The sequence below is a fragment of the Nocardia speluncae NBRC 108251 genome (assembly GCF_001613245.1).
In the GTDB taxonomy this organism is placed as follows: domain Bacteria; phylum Actinomycetota; class Actinomycetes; order Mycobacteriales; family Mycobacteriaceae; genus Nocardia; species Nocardia speluncae.
Map to the genome: position 1 here is coordinate 1 of NZ_BDBZ01000018.1, position 13463 is coordinate 13463.

8 protein-coding genes and 2 pseudogenes are annotated in these 13463 nt (G+C 66.4%); 5 read left to right on the forward strand and 5 right to left on the reverse strand.

From position 1 onward, the window contains the following. Positions 1–196: 196 nt before the first annotated feature. On the reverse strand, positions 197–1717 hold the full coding sequence (locus NS6_RS17420; RefSeq protein WP_068043129.1) for an MFS transporter: 1521 nt from the start codon (positions 1715–1717) through the stop codon (positions 197–199). 30 nt (positions 1718–1747) lie between these two features. Then, positions 1748–3172 (reverse strand): MFS transporter, encoded by a 1425-nt coding sequence (locus tag NS6_RS17425; RefSeq protein ID WP_068043135.1) that lies wholly within the window; start codon positions 3170–3172, stop codon positions 1748–1750. Between the two features lie 175 nt (positions 3173–3347). Between NS6_RS17425 and NS6_RS17430 the strand changes: the two genes are divergently transcribed. From NS6_RS17430 to NS6_RS17440, 3 genes and pseudogenes are all read left to right on the forward strand, one after another. After that, positions 3348–3950: a TetR/AcrR family transcriptional regulator gene (locus NS6_RS17430; RefSeq protein WP_068043137.1), complete on the forward strand. Its 603-nt coding sequence runs from the start codon at positions 3348–3350 to the stop codon at positions 3948–3950. Between the two features lie 435 nt (positions 3951–4385). Beyond that, positions 4386–4820 (forward strand): annotated as a pseudogene (gene rnhA / locus NS6_RS35905) (ribonuclease HI); the annotation flags it as partial. Between the two features lie 410 nt (positions 4821–5230). Then, positions 5231–7306 (forward strand): annotated as a pseudogene (locus tag NS6_RS17440) (thioredoxin domain-containing protein). Positions 7307–7496: 190 nt separating this feature from the next. Here the strand turns inward: NS6_RS17440 and NS6_RS17445 are convergent. After that, complete coding sequence (locus tag NS6_RS17445; protein WP_084471148.1) at positions 7497–9023, reverse strand: adenylate/guanylate cyclase domain-containing protein; 1527 nt, start codon at positions 9021–9023, stop codon at positions 7497–7499. A gap of 130 nt (positions 9024–9153) precedes the next feature. After that, entirely contained in the window at positions 9154–9801 is a 648-nt protein-coding gene (gene trhA / locus NS6_RS17450) for a PAQR family membrane homeostasis protein TrhA (protein WP_371859347.1), read from the reverse strand. Positions 9802–10102: 301 nt separating this feature from the next. Between trhA and NS6_RS17455 the strand changes: the two genes are divergently transcribed. Beyond that, entirely contained in the window at positions 10103–10882 is a 780-nt protein-coding gene (locus NS6_RS17455; protein ID WP_068043139.1) for an isoprenyl transferase, read from the forward strand. A gap of 165 nt (positions 10883–11047) precedes the next feature. On the opposite strand, the gene coaA is transcribed toward NS6_RS17455, so the two are convergent. Beyond that, positions 11048–11980 (reverse strand): type I pantothenate kinase, encoded by a 933-nt coding sequence (coaA, locus tag NS6_RS17460; protein WP_068043141.1) that lies wholly within the window; start codon positions 11978–11980, stop codon positions 11048–11050. 265 nt (positions 11981–12245) lie between these two features. On the opposite strand from coaA, the gene NS6_RS17465 reads away from it, so the two are divergent. Beyond that, the gene (locus NS6_RS17465; RefSeq protein ID WP_068043387.1) at positions 12246–13436 is read left to right on the forward strand and encodes a DUF885 domain-containing protein; all 1191 of its coding nucleotides are present in this window, start codon (positions 12246–12248) and stop codon (positions 13434–13436) included. The last annotated feature ends 27 nt before the right edge of the window (positions 13437–13463 follow it).

Consider the following 13463-nt stretch of genomic DNA (forward strand, 5'->3'; position numbering starts at 1 on the left):
CTTCCAGGGACCTATCGCTTTTAAGGTAACAAGTTGTGTTTGCGCTGGTAGACGTCAAATAATGGTGTCTGAACAGGTGCTCCGGTGGTGATCTGACCCGCTGAACCCAACCAAACCGTCGCAGAGTGGTGAATCTCCCCGGGGTTGGTGCTCAGGGTGTGCATCGAACCCGGGGAGATTTCTGTGAGCTCGACCATCATTTCCTCCGTGTTCTTCCGGTTACGTGGCCGACTGCTGTCCCGGCGGCCACTACGACGACACCGGCGAGGAGCGCTGTGGACATGCCTGCCTGGAAGCTGTCGAAGACACCGGTCATCAGGCCCGAGGGCGCTTCCGGTGCCGATCCCAACCTGACTCCGGCAGTGACCGATTCGCCCACTGCTCGGGCCTGTTCCGGCGGCAGCTGCGACGCGGCCGCGCCGACGCGATCGCGGTAGATGCTGCTGAAAATGCTTCCCATCAGTGCGATTCCGAGGACGGCGCCGAGTTCCCGGGTGACGTCGTTGAGTGCGGACGCGACGCCGTGTTTCTCCTCGGGCAGCGCGGCCATGATCGCTTCGGTGGCCGGGGTCGCGGCGAAGGCTATACCGGCACCCAGTAGGAACACTCCGGCCGCGATCGGCCAATAGCCGGAGTCGGCGTCCAGCGTCGTCATGACCAGCAGGCCGGCGCCTATCATTGCCATGCCGCTGACGACGACCGACTGGTACCCGAGCTTGGTGTGCAGCTTCGGTACCACCGGTGAGAACACCACGGCCGCTATCGCGAGCGGCATCATCGCCAGGGCTGCGAGGAAGGGCGAGTAGCCCTTGATCACCTGCAGATACTGCAGACCCACGAAGAAGAGTCCGAACATCGCCAGCGATTCGGAAGTGATTATCACGGCGCCCGACGCCAGTCGGCCATGCCGGAAAAGGCGAGGATCCAGAAGTGGGCGTGGGTGACGCAACTCCCATCCGACGAACACCGCTGCGGTGACAGCGGCAAGCCCGAACGCAGCGATGATTCCGGCTGACCCCCAGCCTCGTTCCGGTCCCTCGATCATCCCGAACACCAGCGACGCTACAGACAGCATCGAGAGCAGGCCACCGCCGACGTCCACGCGTTCGCGTCCATCACCGCCCTCGCCAGGCACGATCACCGTTGCGATCAAGGTGAACCCGGTCAGGACGACGTTGAACACGAAAATAGAGCGCCAGGAGAATATTTCGAGCAGTGCCCCGGCCGTGAGCAATCCGACCAGAGCGCCGCCGACGGTGACACCGGACCAGATCCCTACAGCGCGACCGCGTTCCCCGGCCGGGAAGACCCGGGTGATGATCGAGAGGGTCATCGGCATCACCGCGGCCGCGCCGACGCCCGCGACCGCGCGCATCGCAATGATCATGCCGATATCATCGACCGCCACTACCACCGCCGAGCTGATCGCGAACAAGAGTAGACCTGCGATCAGTATCGCCTTGCGGCCGAGGCGGTCGCCGAGCGCACCCGCCACGAGAAGCAGGCCGGCAAACGTAATGCCGTAGGCATTGACGATCCAGAGCAGCTGCCCTTCCGCGGCGCCCAGGTCGGCGGCGATATCAGGGACAGCGACCATGACAGAGGCCATCATGCCGACGACCGCGACCAGTGCTAGACACAGGACGGCCAGAATCAGATTGCGGCGCAACGGAGTCGGTACCGCCGGAGCCTTGTCGGTTGAATGTGTGCCCGCCATCGTGCAATTCCTTTCGGAGACGGAATGTCGTCAGTGGGCGCTCACGCGCATGCCGACGGGCGGCTTCCCGGTGGGGACCAACCCGAAGGCGGCGACCGCGAATACGAGTGCAGTGACCGCGGCGAAAGTGAAGGCCCGTGTGAATCCAGTGGTGTCGGTACCTCCGCTGTGGAGGCTGACGGCGGCGATGGTGGAGACCGCCGCCACTCCTAGGGCCGAGCCGACCTCGTGGAAGGTGTTCACCAGCCCGGAGGTAACTCCGGCTCGGGCGTGGTCGACGTTGGCCAGCGCGGTGGTGGTGGCGGTGACGATGGCCGCCCCCTGGCCGGCGGCGGCGATGGTCAGCCCGATGATCAGCGCAGTCGTGTTGTGCCACAGCGCGGGTGCGGCGGCGCCGGCCGCAGCGACCAGTAAACCTGCGACGCCGACAGGTCGATATCCGAAGCGGCCGATGAACTGCCCGGCGCTGTGGGCCCCCGCTATGGTGCCGAGCGCGACGGGGACGAACAGCAGCCCGGTGATCAGCGCAGAATTCCCTTGCACCTGCTGCAAATAGAACGATCCCAGGAAGAATCCAGTGATCAGCAGCCCGGTCGCGACCAGCATCAGTAGTGCCCCTGCGGCAACGGGGCGATGCAGTAGTAGCCGCGGATCCAGCAGCGGCGCAGAGATTCTGCGTTCGTAGGTAACGAAGGCCGCATACAGCACCGCGGCCGCCGCCAGTGGGATAAGTGTCCAGGGATCCGCCCATCCGTTGTCACCAGCGCCGATCAGCCCGTAGATCGCCGCACCGGTAGCCGCTGTTGCGACGATCGCCCCGAGTACGTCGATCCGGCTCTTCCGTCGCGCAACCGCGCGCGGCACCAGCCTCGGAATCAGGACCAGTAGCACTAGCCCTACCGGCACGTTGACGAAGAAGATCCACGGCCAGCCCGGTCCGGCCGTCAGCAACCCGCCGACGAGCACGCCCGCTGCAGCGCCGGTGCCGCCGAGCGCACCCCACACTCCGAGCGCCCTGTTGCGTTCAGCCCCGCGGAAACTCGTCGTCACGATCGACATCGCGGCCGGCGACAGCAGCGCCGCCCCGATCCCCTGGCCGACCCGGCCCGACAGCAGCATAGGCGCGTTGATTGCCACGCCCGCCAGCAGCGACGACGCAGTGAAGACCGCCAGCCCGGTCATCGCCATCCGGCGGGCACCGAGCAGATCTGCCGCCCGGCCGCCGAAGATCATCAAACCGCCGAACAACAGCGTGTATGCGGTGACCACCCAGGTCGTCGCGGCCCGGCTCAGCTCGAGGTCCTTCCCGATGTCGGGCAGCGCCACCGTCACCACGGTGATGTCGAGGATCAGCATGAACTGTGCGGCAGCAAGTACTGCCAGTGCCTGCCATCTGCGCGGATCCGGATTGTGTGCGTCGTCGTGGTCGTGTCGAGTGGGCGTCTGTGTGTACACGACAATCTCCTAAGTCGAATGCATATGTTCGAGTTATGGACAACATAACTCAAACACGCATGTATGAGAAGGCTGGGTATGTACGTCTCGATCAGCGCGACCGACCGACAAACCGGTCCGCGTACGGGCATATAGTTATGAACAACTCGTACGCGGCTGTTCGGAAAGAGGTGGAATGGTGACAACTCCGGCAGGGACCGAGCCGCCCGGTCAGGCGAAACGGGCGGATGCCCGGCGCAACATCACCGCGATCCTCGACGCCGCGCAGCAGTGCTTGGTCGCCGATCCGGAGGCGAATATTTCCGAGATCGCGAAGGCCGCCGGGGTCGGTCGGGTCACGCTGTACGGGCATTTCGCCTCCCGCGCCGAGCTGATCAACGCGGTCTTCGCCCGCGCAGTGGCCGACAGCGAGCGCGTTCTCGACGATCTCGATCTCGACGGCGATCCCCACGCCGCGCTCGGCCGCCTGGTCGCGGCGTCGTGGCGGATCATCGACGAATTCCGTGCACTACTGCGGGCCGCGCACAATTACATTCCCGCAGAACGCATCCGCGTCGCACACGACCGTCCGATGCGCCGTGTGCAGCGGCTGCTCGAACGCGGCCGCGTCGCTGGTGTCTTCCGCGACGACTTACCCATCTCCTGGATGGTCGCGGTCTATCACAGCGTGATACACAGCGCCGCCACTGAGATCGCCGCCGGCCGCCTCTCCGACAACGGCGCGGCGGATCTCATTACCGCCACTCTGCTGGGAGCCTACGCGCCACCATCGTCGTAACGCATGTTGTACGGACGGCAACATTATTGGGTCGGGGAAGACTGGAATATCCCTGGTCCGGGTGCTACGGCGGGCGATGGCCGGGGTGTTCCAATGGTGTCAGTGATCAGATGGTGCTCGGAACCGGGCGTGGGAGTTGCTGCCACACTCCTGCCTGCGACCATTCGCTCAACCGGCGCCGGCAATTCGCGCCCGAGACGCCGAACAATCCGGTCGGTAGCTGGTTTCAGCCGATACCTGTGCAAACCACGTACAGGATGCCTTCCAGCGCGGATCGGCGATCGGAGCGATGGCGGCCCACGCTGCAGCGCAGCGCAAACTATCTCCAGAACTCATTCTGAACTGATCTCTGATCCTGGTCATGGGGCACAGGACCGCGCGCCGATGCGAAAGATGCTCTTTCCGAGCAACTTCGGGTGAATCGACGCTAGCCTGATGGGCGTGGAGGTCGAGATCTATACCGATGGCGCGTGTAGTCCGAATCCGGGGCCTGGCGGGTGGGGTGCCGTGCTTCGGTTCGGTCGGCATGAAAGGGAGATCTTCGGTGGGGATCCCGGTCCCACGACCAACAACCGGATGGAATTGACAGCACCGATCGAAGCGCTGGAGCGGCTCACGAGGGCCTCGGAGGTTCGGGTCTATACCGACAGCACCTATGTGCGCGACGGCATCACCGCGTGGGTACCGAAGTGGCAGGCCAACGGTTGGGTGACCACGAAGAAGGAGCCGGTCAAGAATGCCGACCTGTGGAAACGGCTAGTGGATGCGTGTGCGCCGCATGAGGTCGAATGGGAATGGGTGAAAGGCCATGCTGGGCACCCCGAGAACGAACGGGCGGACCGACTGGCCGTTCGCGGCGCATGCGAGGCCGGTGGGGTCGAGGAGCAGCCCGGAAAGGCTGTCCGTCGTGATCACGCTGTCTCCAAACCCACCAAGGTGCCCGGTGAGCCTTGCCGAGCTACCACCAAGGCGGGTGTTCCCTGTCCCACGGACGCGGGACTGTCCGGGCTCTGCCATATTCACGATCCCGCTCTGCAGTGCGGAGCAATGACCACGAAAGGCAGGCCCTGCGGTATCGCGACTGGCGGCGGACGGTGCAAAACGCATCAGGGGGCGAAGCGTATGCCCGAGTCCGAGGCGCAATCGGAACTCGGCTTGCTGGATTTCAAGGGCGATTCGACCGGTGGAACGAGACACCCTCCGATGTAGACGGTGGCACCGATCCGCACTGTCCGTCAGGCTGGGCGATTCAGTTGGCTGGGTGTGGCAGGCTGGTACGTATGAACCGATTAGGTGGTGCCACGTCGCCCTACCTGCGCCAGCACGCGGGCAATCCCGTGCACTGGCAGGAGTGGGGAGAGGAGGCGATGGCAGAAGCAACCAGGCGGGACGTGCCCATTCTTCTTTCAGTGGGGTACGCATCCTGCCATTGGTAGCTTCGGCCACACAATCACTGGTGCCATGTGATGGCGCACGAATCGTTCGAGGACGAGGGAACAGCGGCGCAGATGAACGACGAATTCGTCTGTATCAAGGTCGACCGGGAGGAACGCCCCGATATCGACGCCGTGTACATGAACGCCACCGTCGCCATGACCGGTCAGGGTGGATGGCCCATGACGTGTTTCCTGACTCCTGCGGGTGAACCGTTCTATTGCGGGACGTACTACCCGAAGGTGCCGCGCGGCGGGATGCCGTCGTTCACGCAGTTGCTCACCGCGATCACCGATACGTGGCGGAACCGGCGCGCCGATGTCGATACCGCGGCCGACCAGGTTGCCGGGGCGCTGCGTGCGCAGGCGAGCGGGCTGCCCGAGAGCGAGCTCCGGATAACCCCGCAACTGCTGGACCATGCCGTATCCGCGGCGGTCCGCGATTTCGACGAGGTCCACGGCGGTTTCGGGGGTGCTCCGAAATTTCCGCCGGCCGCGCTGCTCGAGGGGTTGCTGCGCAGTTGGGAGCGCACCGGCGACCCCGCGGTGCGCGCGGTGGTGGACCGTACCGCCGAGGCGATGGCCCGCGGCGGTATCTACGACCAGTTGCGTGGCGGGTTCGCCCGTTATTCGGTGGACGCCGCATGGGTGGTTCCGCATTTCGAGAAAATGCTCTACGACAACGCGCAACTGTTGCGGTTCTACGCGCACCTGGCCCGCCGCACCCCGGACGATCCGCTGCCGCGGCGGATTACCGAGGAACTGGTCGGGTTCCTGTTCGGCGATCTGGCGACCGCGAACGGTTTCGCTTCGGCGCTGGACGCCGATACGCAGGTGGAACCGGGTGCACCCGGAATGGAGGGCGCCACCTATGTGTGGAATCCCGCCGAACTGGTCGGCGAACTCGGCCCGATCGACGGGGCTTGGGTGGGTGAGATCTTCGGGGTCACCACGGCCGGCAACTTCGAACAGGGCAGCTCAGTGCTCACTCGTCTCCGGGATCCGGAGGACACCGAACGATTCGAACGTTTGCGCACGGCTTTGGGCGCCGCCCGGGACCGCCGCCCGCAACCCGAGCGGGACGACAAGATGGTCACCGCGTGGAACTGTATGGCGATCACCGCGCTGTGCGAGGCGGCCCGCGCACTGGACCGGCGCGACTGGTTCGACGCAGCCGACGAGCTGTCCCGGGTGATCCTCGACGTCCATGTGGTCGGCGACCGGGTGCTGCGCGCCTCGCTGGGTGGGGTCGCCGGGACCGCGGCCGGCGTTCTCGAGGACTACGCCTGGCTGGCGACCGCGCTGCTGGCGCTGCACCAATACTCCGGGTCCGCCGGGTGGCTGCCCGATGTCCACCGGATCCTGGATTCGGCGATCACCCATTTTGCCGACCCGGACGAACCCGGTAGCTGGTTCGATACCGCCGACGACGCGGAAACGCTGATCGCGCGCCCCCGGGACCCCATCGACGGCGCCACCCCGGCGGGCGCGTCCGTACTTGCGGAGGCGCTGCTGACGGCTTCCGCCGTGGTCGAACCCGAGCGTGCCGGCCGCTATCGTGAACTGGCCGATCAGACGCTGGCCCGGGGAGCCGCTGTCCTCGCCAGGGCGCCCCGTTCGGCCGGGCAGTGGCTGACGGTCGCCGAGGCCGCGCTACAGGGGCCCTTGCAGATCGCGATATCCACGACCGGATATGAGCCGGTAGGGGACGTGGAATTGCTGGAGGTCGTGCGCACCCACGCGCCCGGTGGCGCCATCATCGTCCGGGCGAGTGCGGACACCGTCCCGTTGCTCGCCGACCGCCCTCCGATCGAAGGCGCCGCCGCGGCCTATGTGTGCCGCGGGAACGTCTGCGATCTCCCGGTGACGACACCACAGGATCTGCGTTCCGCGCTGACCAGAGATACGCCGGCGCCGATGTAACTGCCGACCCGGAAAATCCGTACCGAAGCCCCGCGGAGCCGGAGGGCCTGAGAGGCGGGCACCCGATCGACTACGAGGCCGGTGAATCCGGCGATCGCCCTGCGGCGAAATACTCCGCCGCAGGGCGGAACTGCTCCGGGTCGGCCCTGTCGTGCCGGTGAGGTGGACCCGGGCTGCGGGTGCCGGGTGCTCACGGCGTCGGCCCCGGTTCCCGGTCGGTCCACGACGATGTGGGTTCGGTGATCCCGCGGAGTGCTACAGCACCGTGTTTCACCCAGTTCTCCTGCTCGTCCGCCGTGGCCGCGTCGACGACGCTCTGTGACACGAGGATGCGCCGCGGCACTTCCTTGGCGCGGGTGGTGAGCCGGGCGGCGGCGTTCACCGCATCGCCGATGACGGTATATTCGCGGCGGGTGTCGGTGCCGAGGTCGCCGGCGAACACCCGGCCGCGGGCGACCCCGATACCGATATCCAGCTCCCCGGCCGTCGCGACCTCGTCCCGGATCCGGCGGGCCGCGCGTAACGCGGGGGTCGCGTTGTCCGCCAGGGCAATCGGTGCGCCGAAAATGCACAGCGCCGCATCGCCTTCGAACTTGTTGACGAGGCCGTCGTTGTCCTCGGTGGCGGAGACCACGGTCGCCAGCAGCCGATTGAGTTTCGCGACGAACTCCTGCGGCGGCAGTCCGGTGGAAATCGCCACCGACCCGGTGACATCCACGAACAGTGCCGTCACCTCCCGCACATCGCCGGTCAGGTCGACCCCGCCCGCCAGTGCGCGTTCGGCGACCTCTTCGCCGACATGCCGGTCGAACACATTGCGCAGCCGCAGCCGCTCCCGCAGATTCGCCGACATCTCGTTGACCGAATGTTCCAGCCGCCCGATCTCGCTGGCGCTGCCCACCGGCACCCGCACGTCCAGGTCCCCCTGGGTGATGCGGTCCACCGCGATCCGCAGGGCGCGCAGCGGGGTGGCCACGGCGCGGGCCAGCGCCCAGGTGGCACCCACCCCGACCGCCAGGCTGATCGCCGCGAGATAGATACCGGTGCGGATCCGGTGTTCCTGGGTGGAGGCCGGATCCGCCAGCACCACGATCAACGCGCTCAGCGGCATCGCGCCGGATACCGCCCAGGCCAGCGCGACCCGGACGAACACCGAGGAACTCCAGTGCATGGTCGCGCCGAGGACACCGGCCACGATGGGCACCACGGGCCGGATCACCCGGTCGACGACGAGGTAGGTCAGGCCGGCCGATTCGAGCCCGCCGATGGTGAACATGGCGAGCAGGACGACGAAATCGTTCTCCGTGGTGAGCCGGGCCAGCAGCGCTGCTGAGATCACCACCCCCGGCGTCCACATCGCGATCGCCCGCAGCGCTACCGCGATCGGCAGGTGGAGCAGGCGCCGCGCCTCGTTCGGGGTCGGTTTGCGGGACTGGTCGAGCCAGCCGAAATAGGATGTCCGGTCGCGGATGGCCAAACCGATCCCCGCCAGAATCGCCAGGGCGGGGTAGACGGTGACGGCGGCCAGTGCGCCCAATCGGCCGGTGTCCACGCGGCTGGGGAATCCGATGAGCCAGAGTTCGGTGACGATCACGGCCAGACCGGCGAAATGTGCGGCGATAACCATCAGCGACAGGCCCGATCGGGCACGGACGCTCCACATCATCAGCCGGGAGATCGCGCCGGGCCGGCGCCGCACTGCACTGCCGTCGCTCATCGGCGGGCTAACCGCGGCGGTCGCGGTCGCCGGAGCGGCCGGTATCGAAGGACACGAGTCAGCAGCCTAATCGACACCGCCGGGCATATTCCCGCTATCGGCCTGTGATCCCGGCCGGGGCCGCGGCCGGTCAATCCAGCAGTATCAGCCATATCGCCACGTAGTGGCACAGCGCGGCGAACACGGTGGCAGCGTGGAAGAACTCGTGGTGGCCGAAGGTGGTGGGCCACGGGTTCGGCCATTTGGTCGCGTAGAGCACCGCGCCGATGCTGTAGGCCAGTCCGCCGGCCACGAGCAGCAGCACCGCCGCCGGTCCCACCGAACGGTAGAGTTCCCCGCCCACCGGCACGACCGCCCAGCCGAGCAGCAGGTACAGCGGTACTCCCACCCAGCGCGGGGCATGCGGCCACAGCACCTTGAGCGCGACCCCGGCCAGCGCTCCCGTCCACACCACCGCGAGTAGTACCCGTCCGGTCGAGGTAGGTAGGCCGAGCAGCGCGAACGGGGTGTAGGTGCCGGCGATGAACAGAAAGATCATCGAATGGTCGGCGCGTTTCATCCGTACTCTGGCCCGCACCGTGGTCCAGGTGATCCGGTGATATGTAGCGCTGATGCCGAACAGTGCGCAGATGGTGAGCCCGTAGACGGCGGTCGCGACGACGGCGGTGGCCGAAACCGTGCTGGCGGCGGCTACCAGCGCGATCGCCGCGACGGCCGCGATCGCGGTGGCCCAGGTGTGGATCCAGCCGCGCATGCGGGGTTTGACCAGCGCGACCAGGGATTCGGCGGGGTTGGGGACCGGATCGTCGTCGTCGGTGCCGGATCTCGGGTCTGCCGGGTCGAACACGGAACCTCCTGGATCGGCGGGACGTCGCGGCCTCGGTTCGGGCGGTCGCATGCGGCCCTGATAGCTCGTTCTCGAACCATTGGGAGCTATTGACTCGCCAGTAACCTACGGCGACGTAGGTTGCCTGGGTTGCCACTGTACCGGGTTCGTCGCGAACGCGGGCCGCTGTGGCCCACCCCACGTTCGCCGGCGAATGCGGATGAAACGCATTAGAGGCGTACTGTAGGTCGTCGTGGAATTTCCGAGTCGGCTGCGGGGCTTTCCCTATCGCATCTACGAGGCCCGTCTGGCCAAGAAACTTGCGGATAAACAACATCCGCGCCACGTCGCCGTGATGTGTGACGGCAACCGCCGCTGGGCCCGCGAGAACGGGTTCACCGATATAACCCACGGCCACCGGGTCGGGGCCCTCAAGGTTGCCGAACTGGTCAGCTGGTGTGAAGCCGAGGGCATCGAGCTGGTCACCGTCTACTTGCTCTCCACCGAGAACTTGCGCCGCGGTCAGGAAGAACTGGAAACCCTGTTCGAGGTCATCACCGACGTGGTGGAAGAACTGGCCGCCCCCGAGCAGAACTGGCGGGTGCGGATCGTCGGCTCCCTCGACGGCCTACCCGACCTGGTGGCCAAACGGATGCGCACCGCCACCGAACGCACCCGCGAACGCACCGGCACCCACGTCAACGTCGCCATCGGCTACGGCGGGCGCCAGGAGATCGCCGACGCGGTACGCCAGCTGGTCCGCCAGGAGATCGCCGCCGGCGAGACCGGTGAAGACCTGGTCCAGTCGATCACGGTCAACGCCATCGGCCAGCACCTCTACACCTCCGGCCAACCCGACCCGGACCTGGTGATCCGCACCTCCGGCGAACAACGCCTCTCCGGCTTCCTGCTCTGGCAGAGCGCCTACTCCGAAATCTGGTTCACCGAGGTTTACTGGCCCGAATTCCGCCGCGTGGATTTCCTGCGCGCCATCCGTGATTTCGCCGCCCGGCACCGTCGCTTCGGTGTTTGATGGCGGCGCCTGCGGCGCCGCGAAACCTTTCAGGGCCTCGCTGAACTCGGCACCGTCGTCGGTTCCGTTCGGGATGGTTTCGGGCGGGGTCTTCGGCGGCTGATGAACTCTGCGCAAAGGGCGTATTCGGTGTGTGTGATGCTCGGGTTGCCGCGGCGGCGCGCTTCACAACTTCCGGAGGCGGAGGCGGTTGATGCTGTGGTCGGAATCCTTGCGCAGGACCAGGGTTGCGCGGGGTCGAGTCGGGAGAATGTTGTCCACCAGGTTCGGGCGGTTGGTGGAATTCCAGATGTCCTTGGCGGCTGCGGTCGCCTCGGAATCCGTGAATTTCGCGTAGTGATGGAAATGGGCCTTCGGGTCGGCGAACCCGGTGGCGCGCAGGCTCAGGAACCGGCGGACATACCAGTTCTCGATATCCTCGTTCCGGGCGTCCACGTAGATCGAGAAATCGAACAGGTCCGAAACCATCAGGCGCGGACCGGTTTGCAGGACGTTCAACCCCTCCACGATCAGGATGTCGGGTTGGCGGACGCAATGGAATTCGCCGGGAACGATATCGTAGGAAATATGTGAATACACCGGCGCACATACCTCTTCGGCGCCCGATTTCACCTCGGTGACGAAACGCAGCAGTTTGCGCCGGTCATAGCTTTCCGGGAAACCTTTGCGGTGCATGATGCCGCGGCGGGTGAGCTCGGCTGTGGGATAGAGGAATCCGTCGGTGGTGACCAGGTCGACCCGCGGATGATGCTCCCAGCGGGCCAGCAGTGCCTGCAGAACACGAGCGGTGGTGGATTTACCGACGGCGACGCTACCGGCGACCCCGATCACGAAGGGCACCTGTTTATCGGGATGCGCTTCGCCGAGGAAGGTGGCGGTGGCGGCGAAAAGCCGTTGCTTCGCGGCGACCTGCAGGTGGATGAGTCGCGCGAGCGGCAGATAGACCTCCGCGACCTCTTCCAGGTCGATTTGCTCGCCCAGGCCCCGCAGCCCGATCAATTCTTCTTCCGTGAGCACCAGTGGAGTCGACTTGCGCAGTTCGCGCCACTGCTTCCGGTCGAATTCCACATACGGACTGGGCTCGCTCGCCTTGGCCATCTACTCAGCGCTCCACTCTGCCGGACACTCGTTTTCGCGGTGCCGTACCTGTGAGATGCCGTGCTTTCGGTGACCTCTGGTGTGGTCGGTCCGGCGCTCTGGCTGTGCCCTCATGGCTGAATTCTGCCCCTCGGGCACGAGCGGACCGACGAGGGGGTCCATTACGAGCCGGTATAACGACAGTGCACGGGGAGCATTCGAACAGGTGGCGCGGTATGCGCCGGCCGGGCCGCGCGAGACTGCATTCGCGGCTATCGTCGGATGGATGCAAGCCCATCCTGTGGTAACGGAATACCTGCGGCTCGGATTGGCATTCGACCGGCTCGAAGAGGGATTCGTCGACGCCTATACCGGCGAGGCGCAGTTGCGGCGCGATATCGAGAACGGGCCCCGGCCCGAGCCCCGTGAGCTGGCCCGAACCGCCACGCGGCTGCGCGCCGAACTACCGGCCGCCGGGCTGGGGCCGCAGCGCACCGCGTTCCTCGACGCACACCTGCGGGCGCTGGAGTGCTCCGCGCGCAAGTTCGCGGGCGACGAGATCGGCTTCGTGGACGAGGTCGGCAGATACTTCGACGTGGATATCGCCCCCGGCGACCCGGCCGAATACCGGGAGGCGCACCAGAAGATGGACGAGGTGCTGGGTGGTGCGGGGCCGCTCGCCGAGCGGATGGCCGCCCACCGCAAGGCCGACGAAATCCCACCGGGCCGGCTCGAAGACTGCGTCCACGCGTTCTCCGGGGCGTTACGCGAGCTCGTCCGTGCGCGGTACCCGCTACCCGACCACGAACACGTCACCTACGAGGTGGTGGGGGACAAGCCGTGGTCCGGGTTCAACTATTACCTGGGTAACTACAGTTCGAAGGTCGCGATCAACTCCGATCTGCGCCAGCACATGGCGGTACTGCCCAAGCTCATCGCGCACGAGGCGTACCCGGGTCATCACACGGAGCACTGCCGCAAGGAGGCCGGGCTGGTGGCCGCCGGGCACGGCGAGCAGACCGTCTTCCTGGTGAACACACCACAGTGCCTGATGGCCGAAGGTCTCGCCGATCTCGCGCTGCACTCGATCATCGGCCCCGGCTGGGGGAAATGGGCGCAGGAGATCTACGCGGACCTGGGCCTGCGGTTCGACGGTGAACGCGCCGAACGGTTGTCCGAGGCTTCGGCGCAGTTGCTCGGTGTCCGCCAGGACGCGGCGCTCATGCTGCACGACCAGGGCAAGGATGCCGACGAGGTCGCCGGCTTCCTGGAGCGCTGGTCGCTGACCACCCCCGACCGCGCCCGCCAATCGCTGCGCTTCCTGTCCTCCCCGCTGTGGCGGGCCTACATCAGCACGTATGTGGAGGGCTACAAACTGCTCGGCGGCTGGCTGGACCGCGCCGCAGATGCGGACGACCGCGCCGACAGGTTCCGCCGCCTACTGGACGAACCCCTCATCCCGTCCGCATTGCGGTAGGGAGGCGACATCGGCGGCCCGGGGGCG

Coding starts and splice junctions, on each gene's coding strand:
- coaA (WP_068043141.1), bottom strand. CDS start 11,980: ATGGCCAAGGCGAGCGAGCCCAGTCCGTATGTGGAATTCGACCGGAAG.
- NS6_RS17445 (WP_084471148.1), bottom strand. CDS start 9,023: ATGAGCGACGGCAGTGCAGTGCGGCGCCGGCCCGGCGCGATCTCCCGG.
- NS6_RS17430 (WP_068043137.1), top strand. CDS start 3,348: ATGGTGACAACTCCGGCAGGGACCGAGCCGCCCGGTCAGGCGAAACGG.
- NS6_RS17465 (WP_068043387.1), top strand. CDS start 12,246: ATGCAAGCCCATCCTGTGGTAACGGAATACCTGCGGCTCGGATTGGCA.
- NS6_RS17420 (WP_068043129.1), bottom strand. CDS start 1,717: ATGGCGGGCACACATTCAACCGACAAGGCTCCGGCGGTACCGACTCCG.